We start from the raw sequence: 15483 nt of genomic DNA, 5'->3' as shown, positions 1-15483 counted from the left end.
CACTGATGGAAGGTGCCTGGAACCGCCGCCTCGCCGGCCTCGTGCTCGCGCTGATCGTGTTCGGGCTGGACCAGCTCGTCAAATGGCTCGTCACCGGCCCGCTGGAAATCGATTCGGTGGGCGATGTGCAGCAGCTGCTGCCCTTCTTCGATCTGCGCTTCACCCAGAACTTCGGCATCTCGCTGGGGCTTTTCGAAGCGGACAGCGTGGAGACGCGCTGGATCCTGGTGTTCGGCACCGCCGCCATCGCAGTGATCGTGTTCCTGTGGATGCTGCGCGAGCGGGCCATGGGCGACATCTTCGGGCTGGGCCTGATCCTGGGCGGGGCGCTGGGCAACATCCTCGACCGCATCCTCTTCGGTTACGTGATCGATTACGCGGACCTGCATTTCGGCACGTTCCGCCCGTTCCTGATCTTCAACGTGGCCGACGCCGCGATCACCATCGGCGTCCTCATCATCCTTGCCCGATCCTTCTTCCTGCGCGACAAGAGCGCCGACAAAGACATGCAGTTAGCTGCGAAAGAGAGCTGAATAATGCGCACCAAGAGCCTCCTCATCCTCGCCACCTTCGCGATGGGCCTCTCCGCCTGCGGCAGCGGCGGCGGTATCCTGGGACGCGAACGGCCGGACGAGTTCGCCGTGCAGCGCCAGGCGCCGCTGGTGGTTCCGCCCGATTTCAGCCTCGCTCCGCCCGAGCCCGGCGCCCCGCGGCCGACCGAAGGCACGGCGTCCGAGCAGGCGCTCGAAGCGCTTTTCGGCGGCCCCGCCGCGCGCAGCCAGGTCGAAACGTCGGCGCTGGAGCGTGCTGGCGAAGCGGCGCCCGGCATCCGCTCTTCCGTGGGCGATACCAAGACGAACACCGTGGCGAAGGGCCGCGTGACGCGTGACATCATCGCCGCCCCCGAAGGCGACGGCGGCTCCGCGCAGGCCGTCATTCCCGGCTGACCGATCCCGAAGCCGCTGCACCGCCAGGCGCCGGCCTCCCAAGAAACGAATCGACACGGCCCATCCGAACTGTTCCGCCAACGACTACAGATGTAGTTCGTCGGGCAGAATCGACCGTTTGTCCCGGATTCCGTAACGTCCGTCTATCAATCACGCCGCCGGTCGAAACTCGCGTGCACCGGCCGCCGCAGCACTTCATCTCTCTTCCTGCGACGCACCGCTCCCCCAACCCCCTGGTGCGCCGCTGATGAGGAGGAAACGCTATGAAGATGCTTCTTGGAACGATCGCCGCACTCGGTCTGGCCCTGCCGACCGTAGCCATCGCAGCCGAAAACCGGTCCATCGATGTCCAGTACTCGGACCTCAATCTCGCCACCCCCGAAGGGCAGAAAGCGCTCGAGCGCCGGATCGACAAGGCTGCCAAGCAGGTATGCGGCGCGGACGAAGCACGCACCGGAACCCGCGTCGTCGACCGGGACGCCCGCACTTGCGTGAGGACCGCCAAGCGACAGATCGAAACCCAGATCGCCGCGCTTATCGAGAAAGAGCGCCTCGGCGGCTAAATGCACATCCCTACGTCAAAAACCCCCGCCGAAACTGCTCGGTGGGGGTTTTTCTTGAGTATCGCTGGCCGGCGGCCAGGCTGACCGTACCTAGCGCCCCGCCATGGCCTTCACCTTGGGCAGATAGGTGCGCCCGATCCGCAGGGTCTCCCCATCGCTCATTTCCACCGACCAGACGCCCAGCCCATCGTGCCGGAGGCCTGCGATGCTCGCCTTGCTCAAAATCGTGCTGCGATGGGTGCGGATGAAGGCATCAGGGTCCAGCTTTTCTTCCAGCCCGGCGATGGTCTGCAGCAGCAGATAGGTCTTGTCGCCCACATAGAGCCGCACATAGTCACGCTCCGCATCGATCCGGCGCACATCCTCGACCGAAACGCGCACCAGTTCGGACCGGTGCGGGACCCATAGCTCCTGCAGCCACTTCGCGCCGGCGGCCCTGGGCGGTTCGCCACGCTTCCCGATCGCCCGGGCGATGGCGCGCTCCAGCCTCTCGGCGGCGACCGGCTTCAGAACATAGTCGACCGCATCCAGATCGAACGCCTCGACCGCGAAGCTTTCATGCGCAGTCACGAAGATGATCGCGGGTGGGGAGGACTTGCCCGCCAGCCGCTTGGCCACTTCGATTCCGTCGAGGCCGGGCATGGTGAGATCGAGCAGAATCAGGTCGGGTGCCTGCTGATCGATCACGTCGAGCGCAGCCTGCCCGTGGTAAGCCTTCCCGACGACCTCGACATCGGGGATCCTGCCACACAGGGTTTCCAGCCGTTCTATCGCAAGCGGCTCGTCGTCCACGAGGACGACACGCAAGGGGGTCTTGTCATTCATCGTTGAAATCCAGCGGCATGATGAGTTCCGTACGATAGCCCCCGTCGGGAGCCTTGCCGGTGAGGACCTGGGCGCGGTTGCCGAACCGCGCGCGCAACCGGTCGCGCACGTTGGAGAGGCCGATCCCGAAGCCCCCGCCCGAACTATCGTCGAGCCCGGGTCCATCATCGGCGACGACCAGATGCAGCCGGCCAACGATATCGAAGGCCTGCACCGTGACGTGCACGGGAGTCGTGGAGCGCGCCACCGCATAGCGCACCGAATTCTCCACCAGCGGCTGCAAAATCATCCCCGGAACGCGCGCGCGCTCGAGATGGGCGGGCAGATCAATGTCCACCAGCAGGCGTTCGGGAAAACGAACCTCCTCGATCGCAAGATAGTCGCGCTGCAGAGCGATCTCGTCTTCCAGCGCCACATCCTCAGTCGGCTCCTCGGCCAGGCTGTGACGATAGAAATTGGACACCGCCTGGATCATCGCCTCGGCCCGCGTGTCCTTGCCGGTGATGACCAGAGAGGACAGCGAATTGAGCGTGTTGAACAGGAAATGCGGATTGATCTGGTAGCGCAGACTGCGCAGCTCCGCCGCCTTGGCAGCTGTCCGGAACCGCTCCTCGCGCGCCTGCGCCGCGCGGGCCTGCGCCCCGGCCAGCATCGCCAGATAGAGCGCTGCCCAAGCAAGCAGCAGGAAATAGCGCCCGAGCGCGATTTCGGACAGCTGCCGCCATCTCTCCGCACCCTTGGGCGCGGGTGCGAGTACCAGCGTGCGCCCGCTCTGCGGGTCGACTGCCTGGCGCGCGGCCGCCCGGCTGGGCTCTCCGCGCGGCAGCGGCGGGATTTCGAGCAGCAGGTTCCCCGCCTCGTCCCGGCGAATCACAACGCCCTGCTCCTCGGCGTATTTCTGGTAAAGCTCTTCCTGCACATCGGCGAAGACCATCTGATTGACCTGCGCGATCATCGCAGCGGCAGGCAGGGCGACAACCAGAGCGGTTGCCGTTTTCACCATCAGGCCGCTGGCATCGACCAGGCGGAGCACAAGCCACATTCCGAAGGTGATACCGCCGCCTGCAAGGCACACGGTCAACCGCCGCCAGAGCAGCGCCTCCTGAAACTCGAGCCCCACGACCACGCCGCGCAGCGTCACCAGTACGAAGTAGGTCAGCCACAGGCCGACGATCGAGAGCACCACCAGCCTGAGTGGCAGGCGGCTCGATTCCGCTGTTGGCTGCTGATCCGAAGATAATTGCGTCACGATAACCCCTGATTGCTCCACCCGGCCGCGCGAAGCCATGGCGCCGGTCGAGGCAGGCAGGACGCTGGTCGAGCGCGGCTCAGCTTCGTTCGAGCAGCTTCTCCTCCGCGATCCGCTTGCGCCATTGGGCGGGCGCCAGGGTGTGGACGTTGTTGCCCGCGGCGTCGACTGCGACCGTCACCGGCATGTTCTCGACCGTGAATTCGTAGATCGCTTCCATGCCCAGTTCCTCGAATGCGACGACCTTGGCTTCCTTGATCGCCCGCGCCACGAGATAGGCCGCGCCGCCCGTGGCCATCAGATAGGCGGTCTTGAACCGGCTGATGACGTCGACCGCGTCTGCCCCGCGTTCCGCCTTGCCGATCATCGCGAGCAGGCCGAGGTCGAGCATCATTTCGGTGAACTTGTCCATCCGGGTGGCGGTGGTTGGGCCTGCCGGGCCGACGACTTCGCCCATCACCGGGTCGACCGGGCCGACGTAATAGATCGCGCGGCCGCGGAAATCGACCGGCAGCTCTTCGCCCGCCTCGAGCATGTCCTTGATCCGCTTGTGCGCCGCATCGCGCCCGGTCAGCATCTTGCCCGAGAGCAGCAGGCGATCGCCGTGCTGCCAGCTTTCGACCTCTTCCTGCGTCAGGGCGTCGAGGTTGACGCGCTTCGCCGCGCTGTCCGGCTGCCAGTTGACCTTGGGCCACTGATCGAGATCGGGCTTTTCGAGATAGCTCGGGCCCGATCCGTCGAGCGTGAAATGCGCGTGGCGAGTCGCGGCGCAGTTGGGAATCATCGCCACCGGCTTGCCCGCAGCGTGGCACGGCCAGTCGAGGATCTTCACGTCGAGCACGGTTGAGAGGCCGCCCAGCCCCTGCGCACCGATTCCCTGCGCATTGACCGCATCGAAAATGTCGATCCGCAGCTGCTCGATATCGGTCTGGGCCCCGCGCGCCTTCAGCTGGCCCATGTCGATCGGGTCCATCAGGCTCTGCTTGGCGAGCTTGACGCAATGCTCCGCCGTGCCGCCGATCCCGATGCCAAGCATGCCTGGCGGGCACCAGCCCGCGCCCATGGACGGCACCTGCTCCACCACCCAGTCGACGATATTGTCGCTGGGGTTCATCATCTTGAACTTGCTCTTGTTCTCGCTGCCCCCGCCCTTCGCGGCGACATCGATGCTGACGGTGCTGCCGGGCACCATCTCGACACTCAGCACACACGGCGTGTTGTCGCGCGTATTGCGGCGGGTGAAGGCCGGATCGGCGAGAATGCTGGCGCGCAGCTTGTTGTCGGCATGGTTGTAGGCCCGCCGAACGCCCTCATCGACGACCTCCTGCAAGCTCCGCTTGCTGTCGAGGCGGCAGTCCTGGCCCCATTTCACGAACACGTTGACGATGCCCGTGTCCTGGCAGATCGGCCTGTGCCCCTCGGCGCACATCCGGCTGTTGGTGAGAATCTGCGCGATCGCGTCCTTCGCGGCCGGGCCCTGCTCGGCCTCGTAGGCCTCGCCCAGCGCGCGGATGTAATCCATCGGGTGATAGTAGGAGATGAACTGAAGCGCATCTGCGACGCTTTCGACGAGATCGTCTTCGGTGATAATGGTCATGTCGCTCATCGACGGGCACCTCCTGCTGATCGAAACCGAAGCGCCACTAGAGCAGCCAGAGCCTATGCGACAAGTGATGCGGGTCTTGGCGAGCCTTGTCCCCCCCTATAAGGCGTGCGCCAGGCCCCGCAGCCGATCCGACGACCGGCACATTGGACGAGACGAGACCCATGATCGAGACCGCGCAAAAAGCGCCCGACTTCACGGCCGCACGCCGCCACATGATCGAAAGCCAGCTGCGCACCAGCGGCGTCAACGATGCCTACGTGCTCGAACGCATGGCTGCCGTGCCGCGTGAAGACTTCGTGCCCGAGAATGCGCGTGCCGCCGCCTATGTGGACCGCACGCTTTCCCTGGGCGGCGGGGCCTTCCTCGCCCCCCCGCTCGCCTACGGCCAGATCTTGAGCCAGGCTCGGCCCCGCCGGGACGAGCGGGCGCTGATCGTGGGCCCGGGCACCGGCTATCTCGCGGCCCTGCTCGGCCCGCTGGTGGCGGATTTGCGCGAAGCGACGCCCGACGCGGTGCTCTCCGGCGATGTCGACGGAGTGTACGACCTCGTGCTGGTCGATGGTGCCGCGGAGGACGTGCCTGCCTCGCTGATCGCTACGCTCGCGCCGGACGGGCGCCTGCTGACCGGCCTGCTCCGCAAGGGCGTGACGACGCTGGCACTCGGTCGCCGTAGCGGTGACGATATCTCGCTCATCACGCTGAACGAAACGCAGCTTCCCCGGCTCCCCGCCTTCGACAAGCCGCAGGGCTGGACCTTCTGAAGATGAAACGCCCCGCCTATCTCGCACTCGTAGCGACCTGCGCCCTCGCGCTGACCACACCCGCGCAGGCCGAGACGCTGCGCGAGGCGCTGGCCGAAGCCTATCGCACCAATCCGAATCTGCAGTCCGCGCGCGCCCAGCTTCGCGCGACGGACGAGAACGTGGCGATCGAAAAGGCGGATGGACGCCCGAACGTGACCGCACAGGGCGCACTTACCGAATTCCTGAAGCAGAACTCGACCAGCTTCTTCGCCCCCGAACGGGCGCTGACCGCCAACGTAGACCTTGGCGTGCCGCTCTATTCGGGCGGTGCGGTCAGGAATTCGGTCCGTGCGGCCAAGGAGCGGGTCCAGGCAGGCCGGGCCGACCTGCGCGGCACCGAAAGCGCGATCTTCAGCCAGGTCGTCGCCGCCTACATGGACGTGCTGCGCGGCGAGGCGCTGGTTGGCCTCAGCGCAAATCAGGTCGAGGTGCTGACCGTCAACCTGCAGGCGACCAGCGACCGGTTCGAGATCGGCGACGTCACCCGCACCGATGTTGCCCAGTCCCAGTCCCGCCTGGCGCTCGCTCAGGGCGACCTCCGCTCTGCGCAGGCAGGGCTGATCCAGGCCCGCGAGACCTATATCCAGCTGGTCGGCTCCGCGCCCGGGCAGCTCGAACCGCCGCCGCCCCTGCCCAACCTGCCCGATAATACGCGCATGGCGGTGGACGTTGCACTGGATAACAATCCGGACCTGATCGCCGCGCGCGAGCGTGCCGCTGCGGCCGGCTACGATATCGACGTCGCCGGCGCTTCGCGCCTGCCACGGGTTTCCGCCTTCGTTGGCTATGATTACCAGAACTTCCTCGGCAGCGTGCCCGATTCGCCGCTTGATCCGAACGATCCCAACAGTCCGCTCGTCGGAAGTCCGCAGACCGCCACGGCATCGTCCGCCGGCCTTTCGCTCTCGATCCCGCTGTTCCAGGGCGGGCGCCCCGCAGCGCTCCAGAGGCAGGCACAGGCGCGTGCCTCGGCCGCGCTCGATCAGGTGATTGCGGCCGAGCGGGATGTGATTGCCCAGGTGCGTGCGGCCTTTGCCAGTTACTCCGCCGCGCTCGCGATCATCGACAGTTCGCGCGAGGCGGTGGCTGCCGCCGAACTCAGCCTCGAAGGGGTGCGGGCGGAAAACTCGATCGGAAACCGCACGGTGCTCGACGTTCTGAACGCAGAGCAGGAACTGCTGCTGTCGCGCGTCGATCTCGTGACGGCACGCCGCAACGCCTATGTCGCAGGCTTCACCCTGCTGGCGGCGATGGGCCTCGCCGAGGCACGCGATCTCGGCATCGAAGGCGGTGCCTTGTACGATCCGCTTGTGAACTACGATCGCGTCTCCGGCCGGTGGAACGACTGGGATCGCGGCCCCGATCCGGAGGCGCAGGGTACGCGCACCATTGACATTCCGGCAGCGGACGCGGAAATCCGCGATGTCTACGGGCCGGTGCTTGATCCGGAAACCGACTGATCTGAACGGAATCGGGGGATTGAACGTGCAGGACGGCAGCGAAGCCTCGGTCGAGGAAATCCTTGATTCGATCAAAAAGGTGATCGCTCGGGACAACCGGGCCGGTGCGCTCGAGGCGCGCCGCATGCGCAGCCGCTCCACCCGCGAGGACGCCGCCCCCGCCCCGCGAGACCCGGTACTGGAGGAAGAGGCCGAGGATGTTTACGACCTCGCCGACGCCGATCTTGCCGAGGAGGAAGAGCGGGCCTCGCGCGAAGCGGACGGTACGGCCGATTCGGTCGAATCGCTGCTCAGCGCCGCTGCCCGCAATTCGATGAGAGACAATCTCGCCACGCTGGCCCTGCTGTCGGAGCCGGGTGCATCGCCGCAAATCGTACGCTCTGGCGAAACCTCGCTCGAAGGGATGGTGCGCGAGATGCTCCGCCCCATGCTCGCCGAGTGGCTGGACACGAACCTGCCGCCGATGGTGGAAGACCTGGTCCGCCAGGAAATTGCCCAGATCGTGCAGAAGAAGCGCTGAGCCTCCCCCTCCCGAGTCGAGATTTCGCTTGCGGGCGCGCGCCGAGGGCGTAGTTTCCCGCGCCATGCGCAAACCCTTCAAGCTGCTCGCTCTTTTTGCCGCTTCGACGGCGCTTCTCACCACCCCGGCCATCGCACAGGATACCCCGGAGCCGATGACGGCGCGGGATCTTGTCACCATGCCACGCCTGGGCAGCCAGAGCGTGAGTGGCGATGGTTCGCGGGTGATCTATTCGGTGACGACGACCGACGAAGCGTCGCTGGAACGCAGCACCACCTATCGGATCAGATCGCTGGCTGACGGAAACGAGGTCGATCTGACGCTGCCCGAAGGCGCGTCCTCGCCCGCGTTCCTAGACGACGAGCGGATCTATTTTCTCGCGCCGGGCGGGCGTAATTCGCAGGGAATGCAGCTTTTTACCGGTATCGTGATGCAGCGCACGGACCGCGCCTGGCTGGCGCAGGTGCGGCAGGTGTCGCGGCTGAACCGCGCGATCGAGGGATTCAAGCTCTCGCCCGACGGCGGCAAGGTCGCGATCTATGGAGAAACCGCGCGCAGTTGCACCGAATATGTCTGTGGCGCTGGCACGGACACCACTTCGGGCGAACAGCCCGTCGGCTCGGGCCGCCTCTACCAGGGCGATGAGGGCTTTGTGCGGCACTGGGATACCTGGCGCACGCCGGACAGCTACAACCGCGTGTTCGTCTACGACATAACCGATCAGGGTCTGGCCGATCCGCGAGCGGTCGACGGCCCGCTGAAAGACGGTGCGCTGATCGGCGATACGCCCACGAAGCCTTTCGGCGGACCAGAGGATTTCGCCTTCGCGCCCGACGGAAAGAGCATCTGGTTCGTTGCCCGCGAGGCCGGTGCGCAAGAGCCGATGTCGACCGACCTCGATATCTACAATTACGATCTCGAGGTGCGCAATCTGTCGGAAATCACCGCGGACAACGAGGCGGTCGATACCGCCCCCACACCGTCTCCCGACGGCAGGTGGCTCGCCTATCTCGCCATGGAGCGGCCGGGGTACGAATCGGACCGCCAGCAGATCATGCTGCGCGATCTGGAATCGGGCGAGACACGCTCGCTCACCGAGGATTTCGACCGCAGCTTCGGCTCGCTCGCCTGGACGCCCGATTCGCGCTGGATCATCGCGACCGCGCAGGACGTGCTCGATACGCCCGCGTTCCGTATCGATCCGCGTACCGGCAAGGTGACGAAGCTGGACCTGCTGCCCGGTAACGAGGCGCATATCGGGAATGTGACCCCCATCGGGGGCCAGCGGCTGCTCTTCACGCGCGATTCGATCGCCGCACCTGCGGAACTCTACCTGTCGGATCGCTGGAAGACGGCGACCCGGCTGACCGAGGTGGCGACGGACCGCGTGGCCGCGCTTGCTCCCGTGGAAACGCAGCGCTTCAGTTTCGAAGGCGCCGGGGGCGACACGGTCTGGGGCCAGATCACCAAGCCGTCGGGGGCCGCAGGCGATCTTCCCGCCATCCTTTACGTCCACGGCGGACCGCAGGGCTCCTTCAACGATGGCTGGTCCAGCCGCTGGAACCCGCGCGTGCTCGCCAGCCAGGGCTATGCCGTGATCTCGGTCGATTTCCACGGAAGCACCGGATATGGGCAGGACTTCACCGACAGCATCAACCGCGACTGGGGCGGCAAGCCGCTGGAGGATCTTCAGAAGGGCCTCGCCGCCGCGCTCGCACGCGACAGCCAGATCGACGGGGATCGCGCCTGTGCGATGGGGGCATCCTACGGCGGCTACATGATGAACTGGATCGCCGGGAACTGGGCCGACCGGTTCGATTGCCTCGTCCAGCACGACGGCCTGTTCGACATGCGCAGCTTCTATTACACGACCGAAGAACTGTGGTTTCCCCGCTGGGATTTCGGCGGCTCCTACGCCGAACAGAGCGCGCTTTACGAGCGCTGGAACCCGGTGAACTATGTCGAGAACTGGCAGACGCCCATGCTCGTCGTCACCGGCGAGAAGGATTTCCGCGTCCCCTACACGCAGGGCATCGCCAGCTTCACCGCCTTGCAGGAACGGGGCATTCCTTCACAGCTGCTGGTTTTCCCGGACGAGAACCACTGGGTACTGAGCCCCGACAACTCGCTGCAATGGCACGAGACCGTGTTCGCCTGGCTCGACCGCTGGCTGGACGAAGACGCCGATTGATCGCCGGATGAGCAAGGAGAAGGAACTGCGCAAGGCGCAGAACGCGCTCACCAAGACCGGTGGGGAGCACGCGTCGCGCCACATCTTCCTGTGTGCCATGCCGGAAAAGGCCAAGTGCTGCGGCCGGGCCGAGGGCAAGGAGGCGTGGAACTACCTCAAGAAGCGGCTCAAGGAACTGGGGATCGGGCCGAGCCGCAAGGATGGGGACGATCTTCTGATTCGCCGCACCAAGGCCGATTGCCTGCAAATCTGCGAGGCCGGGCCGATCGCGCTCGTCCAGCCGGACGGGGTCTGGTACCACTCCTGCTCCCCGGATGTGCTGGAAGTCATCATCCAGCAGCACCTGATCGGAGGGGAGCCTGTGGAGGCCTTCCGCCTCCATCCCGCCGGTTGACCGGTCAGTCTTTCGATTCGCGCTTGTCGGAACCGTACCACCTGTCCGCGTCCTCGCGCGGATCGTGGATCGATTCGTCGTGGCCGGTTCCGTTTGAAAGGAAGATCAGACCCATCAGCGCGCTCGCCAGCATCATGGTGAAGCCGATCCCCAGCGCGACTGCGATGAAGAAATGCGGCGAGACCGGCAGCTCGCTCCATGCGATCGCCGCCCAGGCAATCAAGACGGTGAGAATCGTCACGCCCAGCATCGCGCGCATCAGCTTCTTGTAGCGCGCCCAGGCGAAGGCGGCCTTTTCGGGATCGTCGAGCGGGGATTTGCGAGCCAAGCGGCCCTCCTGTGAAGCGTTACTGCGTGGATTCGCCAAGTGGCGAACTTCGTGGCATTATCCTGTGTCCGGGGGAAGGATTACGACACATGGATATCGGACAGCTTATTCTCAATCGCGATGCCAACAGCATCGTTACCTGCGACGCCCGGATGACGATGCGCGATGCGATCGCCATCCTGGCAGACAAACGCATCGGCGCGTTGCCCGTGATGGAAGACAGGCGCGTCGTCGGAATATTTTCCGAGCGCGACGTCATCTACTGCATGGCGAAGGAAGGCGGCGGTTGTCTCGACCGGCCCGTGGGCGAAGTGATGACGTCGCCCGCGATCACGGTGGAACGCTCCGAGAAGATCGACGAGGCGCTGTCGCTCATGACGCGGCGGCGGATTCGCCACCTTCCCGTGGTGGAAGAAGGATCGCTGCTGGGATTCGTCTCGATCGGCGATCTGGTGAAGTCGCGGTTCGAGAAAGTTCAGCAGGAAGCGCAGGAGATGCGCAGCTATATCCAGACTGCGTGAGATGGACGGCTTGAGACGCGGCCCCGCAACGCCCATATCGAGAGCATGAGCAATGCTCCCTCCCTGACCGAATCTGCTGCGGCACGCGTTTGCGCCATTGCCGAAAAGCAGGGCAAGCCCGCCATCCTGCGCCTCGCCGTCGATGGCGGGGGCTGTTCGGGCTTCCAGTACCGGTTCGAACTGGCAGATGCGCCCGAGGGCGACGACGTGACGAGCAAGACCGGCGGGGCCACACTGGTGGTCGATCCCGTAAGCCTCGATCTGGTCGCTGGCAGCGCCGTCGATTTCGTCGAATCGCTGGGTGGAGCAGCCTTCCGGGTGGAGAACCCGCAGGCGGCGGCCGGCTGCGGCTGCGGCTCCAGCTTCGGCATTTGAGTTAGACTGGCGAGCACGCATCGGGCAGAAATGCTTGCATGCGTATTGCGACATTCAACATCAATGGAATCAAGGCGCGGCTGCCGCGCCTGCTGGAATGGCTCGACGAAACGAAGCCGGATGTGGCGTGCCTGCAGGAAATCAAGTCGCAGGACGATGGCTTTCCGGCCGATGAGGTCGAGAAGGCCGGATACCAGGCCATCTGGCATGGCCAGAAAAGCTTCAACGGCGTCGCCATCCTCGCCAAGGACGGCCTTTCTCTGACCGAGCGGATGCGCGGCCTGCCCGGCGACGAGAGCGACGATCAGGCGCGTTACCTCGAAGCCGAGGTGGAAGGTGTCGTCATCGCCAATCTCTACCTGCCCAACGGCAATCCGCAGCCGGGTCCCAAGTTCGACTACAAGCTGGCGTGGATGGAGCGGCTGCGCACCCGCATGGCGGCCATCTGGACGGAAGAAAGACCTGCCGTCGTCCTGGGGGACTTCAACGTGATTCCCGAGGACAAGGATGTGTGGTCGCCCCCGGCAATGTCGGATGATGCACTGATGCAACCTGCTTCGCGCGATGCCTATGCGCGGCTGCTCGGCGATGGCTGGACCGACGCGATCGACACGCTCAACCCGCGGGGAGGCGTGTGGACCTTCTGGGATTACCAGCGCGGTGCGTGGCAGCGCGATCACGGCTTCCGGATCGACCATTGCCTGCTCTCGCCCGAACTGGCGGACCGGCTGGTCGCGGCGGGCGTCGACAAGGATGCCCGGGGGCGGGAGAAGGCGAGCGATCACGCGCCCGTATGGGTCGAGGTGAGGGACTGACGCGAAAAAGGGGCGCAGCACACGCGTGCCACGCCCCTTCGCCAATCCCGGAAACCGTTTAGCGGTAGAAGATGTGCGTCTTGATCGTCGCTCGCGCGACCTTTTTGCGCGCCCAGCTCGGGCGCACGTAGGTGGCGTGGAAATAGAGCGAATCGCCCGCTTCGCTGTCCCACATGCCCTCGTGGGCGATGCGGGCAATCTTGCGTGCGCGTTCCCAGGCCGCCGCATTGCTGCGGTTGGTCGGGATGCGTCCGTTCTTCACGAAGGAGAACTGCGAGCGCTGCGTGACAACACCGCAATAGTCCGAGGGAAAGACCGTGGATTCGGCGCGGTTGATGATAACCTGCGCAACCGCGAGCTGGCCCTCGATGGGCTCGCCACGCGATTCGAAATAGATGGCACCCGCGAGGCACTCCAGCTGATCGGACAGCGTCTGCGGTGCGTCCACATTCGCCATCAGCTCGCTCAGCGAGTCAGCGTCGGGCACCACGGCCTCGACCACTGCGGGGGTTTCTTCCGGTTCCGGCAGAGGCTGAACGACCTCGTCCGAGATGAACACCGGATCTGCCGAAGCCTCAGGCTCCGGGATGGAAATCGGTTCTACGTCGCCCTGTTGGGCTTGGGCATCCGCGTAGCTCAGGCCAGCGGAGGCAATCAGACCGGCTGCGGCACAAAACACGAAGCCGAATTTCGTTTTCTGACCCATTGATACCGTACATTGGGCGGTGAACGAACACAGACGCAGGCTGGAACCATCGCGCGCCGAAGCGCTTTAGTGATTGTACAAATGTGAGGGTTCTCGAAGGCCTGCCGGCCGTTCCCCGACTGCGTGCTAATCAAAGCGGCCTCATTGCCGCCCCGACCGCCTGCGCAAATTCGAAGTCGCGGGCCCTTTGCCGGTTAGCGTCCTTAGGTCAAGTTAAGGCCGCATTTGTGCGACGAACCGTTCTGCATCGTCGATCTGTGCTTCCACGACCCACAAATCCGGGTCCTGTTCGCTTCTCCGATCGCAGAAATCGTATATTTTCCGTTCGTTTTCAAGGGGTTCTTCCTGCGTGACTTGCCATTCGAAGGCGAAGTCGGCGGAGGGGCGTCTTTCGACTAATTTCACGGCCCCGGTCCGATCACGCAGCAAAAGAATGTAGGTGCCGCTGTCCGGGTCTCCTTTGGCAAGGATAACGGCGAAACCGCCGTCGGCCGAAATCTGGCGCATCAACCCGCCTACGACGAGGTGAGTCGGCAGACGCGAATCGCTCAAGGTGCCTCGCTCGCGTATCCTTCAAGCCCCGAGAGGGCGATTCGCGAGCGCATGAAGGTGCCCGTTCCGCGGCCGATCTCGTCCCCCTCCTCATCCACCAGCCGCGATTCGGCGACCAGCACGCGGCGACGCCCGCTGATCCACACGCCAGAGGCTGTCACCCGCCCCTCGCGCACCGGCTTGGTGAAATGGAGGTTGAAGGCCGTCGTCAGCAGGAAGCGATCGGTGACGAGGCTGTTGGCGGCGTAGAAGGCCGCATCGTCCAGCATCTTGAAATAGATCGTCCCATGCGCCGCCCCTGCGGCGTGGTACGAGCTCTCCGTGATGTCGAAGGTGATCCGTGCGCGGCCTTCGCCCTCGATCGTCAGGTCCGATGAAAAGACACGATTGACGGGGGCCGAGCGGTACAGCCGCTCGAGCGCGCGATAATGGGCGGACGGGCCCGGGCCTGCCTCAGGCTGCGTCACGCAGACCCGCATTGGCGATGATCGAATACAGCTCTTCCTCGCTGCTTGCTTCGAAAAGCTGGTGCAGCATGCGCTCGTCGCGCGTCAGGCGCGACATGGCGGCCAGGGCGTGAAGGTGCTGCACGCCGGCATCGCTCGGCGAGACCAGGCCCATCACCAGCCGGACCGGCACGCCGTCCGCGGCGTCGAAATCGACATCGCGGTCAAGATGGAGAAGCACGGCCAGAGGCCTATCGACCAGGTCGAGCCGGGCATGCGGCATCGCCACACCCCGGCCGAACCCCGTGCTTCCCAGAACTTCCCGTTCGCGCAGGGCGTCGAGCACCTGATCGGCCGGAATGGCATAGGCAGACGCGAATCCCTTCGCCAATTCACCCAGGATCGCCGCCTTGTTCGCGCACGACGCACAATGAACGGCTTCGGGTAGCAATCGAAATGGGGAAGACACGGGGGATAGCCTGCTTTGCTAAGCGTTTTTCGGTTCGATCCCGATGGGACAGGATAATGCGTCGATAGCGGCGGTTGGCTGAGGTCGCGGACGACCTTCAGCCGAAGTGCCGCGTCGCATCAGTGGGGCTCGACCCAGCCGATCGAGCCGTCCTGGCGGCGATAGACCATATTATGCCGGCCAGAGCCAGCATTTTTGAAGAACAGCGCGTTGGTATCGCGCAGGTCGAGCATCATGACCGCGTCCGCAACGGAGGCTTCGGGGATGTCGGTCTTGGTTTCGGCCACCACCAGCGGCGCGTCCGCCACTTCCACATCGTCCTCTTCGGGTTCGGAAGCGAAGACCCGGTAGGCCGCTTCTTCTGCCGCTGCAGAATGGGCGTGCGCCTCGTGGCGGTCCTTCAGCCGGCGCTTGTAGCGGCGCAGCTGCTTTTCCAGCTTGGTGGCGGAAGCGTCGAGCGCCTGGTGAATGTCGTGCGCTTCGCCCTGGGCCTTGAGGATCAGCCCCTGCATGATGTGCGCGACGATGTGGCACGAGAACGCGCCGCCGGGCAGCTTGCCGAAGGTGACATGCGCGGAAATGGCGCGGTTGAAATATTTGTCGACGATCGCGCCAAGGCGTTCGGTCGCGCTGTCCTGCAGGGCTGCGCCTGTGTCGATCTGGTGGCCGGAAACTCGGACGTCCATGCTTTGCAATCTCCGTCTTTTCGCGCG

The 15483-nt window shown here is 64.9% G+C and carries 20 protein-coding genes; 11 read left to right on the top strand and 9 right to left on the bottom strand.

Going from position 1 to position 15483, the window contains the following annotated elements; genetic code table 11:
• Positions 1 to 5 precede the first annotated feature (5 nt).
• The 3 genes from lspA (at position 6) to ADAD_RS0102920 (ending at position 1510) form a co-directional block, all read left to right on the top strand.
• The gene (gene lspA, locus ADAD_RS0102930; RefSeq protein ID WP_010409100.1) at positions 6 to 533 is read left to right on the top strand and encodes a signal peptidase II; all 528 of its coding nucleotides are present in this window, start codon (positions 6 to 8) and stop codon (positions 531 to 533) included.
• Between the two features lie 3 nt (positions 534 to 536).
• Positions 537 to 947, top strand: coding sequence for a DUF3035 domain-containing protein (locus ADAD_RS0102925; protein WP_010409096.1), 411 nt, complete (start codon positions 537 to 539; stop codon positions 945 to 947).
• 263 nt (positions 948 to 1210) lie between these two features.
• Complete coding sequence (locus ADAD_RS0102920; protein ID WP_010409092.1) at positions 1211 to 1510, top strand: UrcA family protein; 300 nt, start codon at positions 1211 to 1213, stop codon at positions 1508 to 1510.
• 90 nt (positions 1511 to 1600) lie between these two features.
• Here the strand turns inward: ADAD_RS0102920 and ADAD_RS0102915 are convergent, their stop codons facing one another.
• The 3 genes from ADAD_RS0102915 to ADAD_RS0102905 form a co-directional block, all read right to left on the bottom strand.
• Positions 1601 to 2335 carry a LytR/AlgR family response regulator transcription factor gene (locus tag ADAD_RS0102915; RefSeq protein ID WP_010409088.1) on the bottom strand — a complete coding sequence of 245 codons (735 nt, stop codon included), beginning with the start codon at positions 2333 to 2335 and terminating at the stop codon, positions 1601 to 1603.
• Positions 2328 to 3521, bottom strand: coding sequence for a histidine kinase (locus tag ADAD_RS0102910; RefSeq protein WP_010409085.1), 1194 nt, complete (start codon positions 3519 to 3521; stop codon positions 2328 to 2330). Before ADAD_RS0102910 ends, ADAD_RS0102915 begins: the two co-directional genes overlap by 8 nt.
• A 142-nt stretch (positions 3522 to 3663) precedes the next feature.
• Positions 3664 to 5181, bottom strand: coding sequence for a FumA C-terminus/TtdB family hydratase beta subunit (locus ADAD_RS0102905; RefSeq protein ID WP_010409081.1), 1518 nt, complete (start codon positions 5179 to 5181; stop codon positions 3664 to 3666).
• A 170-nt stretch (positions 5182 to 5351) separates the two neighbouring features.
• Between ADAD_RS0102905 and ADAD_RS0102900 the strand changes: the two genes are divergently transcribed.
• From ADAD_RS0102900 to ADAD_RS0102880, 5 genes are all read left to right on the top strand, one after another.
• Positions 5352 to 5951, top strand: a complete 600-nt coding sequence (locus ADAD_RS0102900; protein WP_010409080.1) for a protein-L-isoaspartate O-methyltransferase family protein — start codon at positions 5352 to 5354, stop codon at positions 5949 to 5951.
• 2 nt (positions 5952 to 5953) lie between these two features.
• On the top strand, positions 5954 to 7453 hold the full coding sequence (locus ADAD_RS0102895; RefSeq protein WP_010409078.1) for a TolC family outer membrane protein: 1500 nt from the start codon (positions 5954 to 5956) through the stop codon (positions 7451 to 7453).
• Positions 7454 to 7478: 25 nt separating this feature from the next.
• Positions 7479 to 7973, top strand: a complete 495-nt coding sequence (locus ADAD_RS0102890; protein WP_029139862.1) for a DUF2497 domain-containing protein — start codon at positions 7479 to 7481, stop codon at positions 7971 to 7973.
• A gap of 64 nt (positions 7974 to 8037) precedes the next feature.
• Positions 8038 to 10164 (top strand): dipeptidyl-peptidase 5, encoded by a 2127-nt coding sequence (locus ADAD_RS0102885; RefSeq protein WP_010409074.1) that lies wholly within the window; start codon positions 8038 to 8040, stop codon positions 10162 to 10164.
• Positions 10165 to 10171: 7 nt separating this feature from the next.
• Positions 10172 to 10558, top strand: coding sequence for a (2Fe-2S) ferredoxin domain-containing protein (locus tag ADAD_RS0102880; RefSeq protein WP_010409071.1), 387 nt, complete (start codon positions 10172 to 10174; stop codon positions 10556 to 10558).
• Positions 10559 to 10562: 4 nt separating this feature from the next.
• Here the strand turns inward: ADAD_RS0102880 and ADAD_RS0102875 are convergent, their stop codons facing one another.
• Positions 10563 to 10886, bottom strand: coding sequence for a hypothetical protein (locus ADAD_RS0102875; protein ID WP_010409069.1), 324 nt, complete (start codon positions 10884 to 10886; stop codon positions 10563 to 10565).
• An 89-nt stretch (positions 10887 to 10975) separates the two neighbouring features.
• Here ADAD_RS0102875 and ADAD_RS0102870 point away from each other — a divergent pair, with 89 nt between their 5' ends.
• Genes ADAD_RS0102870 through xth form a run of 3 tightly spaced genes read left to right on the top strand, consistent with a single transcriptional unit; the run spans position 10976 to position 12597 of the window.
• Entirely contained in the window at positions 10976 to 11407 is a 432-nt protein-coding gene (locus ADAD_RS0102870; protein WP_010409067.1) for a CBS domain-containing protein, read from the top strand.
• Between the two features lie 45 nt (positions 11408 to 11452).
• Entirely contained in the window at positions 11453 to 11782 is a 330-nt protein-coding gene (locus ADAD_RS0102865; protein WP_010409066.1) for a HesB/IscA family protein, read from the top strand.
• Positions 11783 to 11820: 38 nt separating this feature from the next.
• Positions 11821 to 12597 (top strand): exodeoxyribonuclease III, encoded by a 777-nt coding sequence (gene xth / locus ADAD_RS0102860; protein ID WP_010409064.1) that lies wholly within the window; start codon positions 11821 to 11823, stop codon positions 12595 to 12597.
• Positions 12598 to 12655: 58 nt separating this feature from the next.
• Here xth and ADAD_RS0102855 read toward each other — a convergent pair whose 3' ends face one another.
• From ADAD_RS0102855 to hpf, 5 genes are all read right to left on the bottom strand, one after another.
• Positions 12656 to 13303 carry a cell wall hydrolase gene (locus ADAD_RS0102855; RefSeq protein WP_010409061.1) on the bottom strand — a complete coding sequence of 216 codons (648 nt, stop codon included), beginning with the start codon at positions 13301 to 13303 and terminating at the stop codon, positions 12656 to 12658.
• A 213-nt stretch (positions 13304 to 13516) separates the two neighbouring features.
• Entirely contained in the window at positions 13517 to 13855 is a 339-nt protein-coding gene (locus ADAD_RS0102850; RefSeq protein ID WP_029139860.1) for a DUF1491 family protein, read from the bottom strand.
• Complete coding sequence (locus tag ADAD_RS0102845; protein WP_033193164.1) at positions 13852 to 14322, bottom strand: PaaI family thioesterase; 471 nt, start codon at positions 14320 to 14322, stop codon at positions 13852 to 13854. The genes ADAD_RS0102850 and ADAD_RS0102845 overlap by 4 nt, the downstream gene beginning before the upstream one ends.
• Complete coding sequence (locus ADAD_RS0102840) at positions 14309 to 14752, bottom strand: PTS sugar transporter subunit IIA (RefSeq protein WP_010409054.1); 444 nt, start codon at positions 14750 to 14752, stop codon at positions 14309 to 14311. The genes ADAD_RS0102845 and ADAD_RS0102840 overlap by 14 nt, the downstream gene beginning before the upstream one ends.
• 137 nt (positions 14753 to 14889) lie before the next feature.
• Positions 14890 to 15456, bottom strand: a complete 567-nt coding sequence (gene hpf / locus ADAD_RS0102835) for a ribosome hibernation-promoting factor, HPF/YfiA family (protein ID WP_010409052.1) — start codon at positions 15454 to 15456, stop codon at positions 14890 to 14892.
• Between the last annotated feature and the right edge of the window lie 27 nt (positions 15457 to 15483).

This window comes from Citromicrobium sp. JLT1363 (genome assembly GCF_000186705.1).
Taxonomy (GTDB): Bacteria; Pseudomonadota; Alphaproteobacteria; order Sphingomonadales; family Sphingomonadaceae; genus Alteriqipengyuania.
The sequence above is the reverse complement of the archived record's forward strand: the minus strand, read 5'-3'. Positions and strand labels throughout refer to the sequence as shown.

Coding starts and splice junctions, on each gene's coding strand:
- ADAD_RS0102880 (WP_010409071.1), top strand. CDS start 10,172: ATGAGCAAGGAGAAGGAACTGCGCAAGGCGCAGAACGCGCTCACCAAG.
- ADAD_RS0102915 (WP_010409088.1), bottom strand. CDS start 2,335: ATGAATGACAAGACCCCCTTGCGTGTCGTCCTCGTGGACGACGAGCCG.
- hpf (WP_010409052.1), bottom strand. CDS start 15,456: ATGGACGTCCGAGTTTCCGGCCACCAGATCGACACAGGCGCAGCCCTG.
- ADAD_RS0102925 (WP_010409096.1), top strand. CDS start 537: ATGCGCACCAAGAGCCTCCTCATCCTCGCCACCTTCGCGATGGGCCTC.
- lspA (WP_010409100.1), top strand. CDS start 6: ATGGAAGGTGCCTGGAACCGCCGCCTCGCCGGCCTCGTGCTCGCGCTG.
- ADAD_RS0102920 (WP_010409092.1), top strand. CDS start 1,211: ATGAAGATGCTTCTTGGAACGATCGCCGCACTCGGTCTGGCCCTGCCG.
- ADAD_RS0102855 (WP_010409061.1), bottom strand. CDS start 13,303: ATGGGTCAGAAAACGAAATTCGGCTTCGTGTTTTGTGCCGCAGCCGGT.
- ADAD_RS0102905 (WP_010409081.1), bottom strand. CDS start 5,181: ATGACCATTATCACCGAAGACGATCTCGTCGAAAGCGTCGCAGATGCG.
- ADAD_RS0102900 (WP_010409080.1), top strand. CDS start 5,352: ATGATCGAGACCGCGCAAAAAGCGCCCGACTTCACGGCCGCACGCCGC.
- ADAD_RS0102885 (WP_010409074.1), top strand. CDS start 8,038: ATGCGCAAACCCTTCAAGCTGCTCGCTCTTTTTGCCGCTTCGACGGCG.
- ADAD_RS0102870 (WP_010409067.1), top strand. CDS start 10,976: ATGGATATCGGACAGCTTATTCTCAATCGCGATGCCAACAGCATCGTT.
- xth (WP_010409064.1), top strand. CDS start 11,821: ATGCGTATTGCGACATTCAACATCAATGGAATCAAGGCGCGGCTGCCG.
- ADAD_RS0102895 (WP_010409078.1), top strand. CDS start 5,954: ATGAAACGCCCCGCCTATCTCGCACTCGTAGCGACCTGCGCCCTCGCG.
- ADAD_RS0102865 (WP_010409066.1), top strand. CDS start 11,453: ATGAGCAATGCTCCCTCCCTGACCGAATCTGCTGCGGCACGCGTTTGC.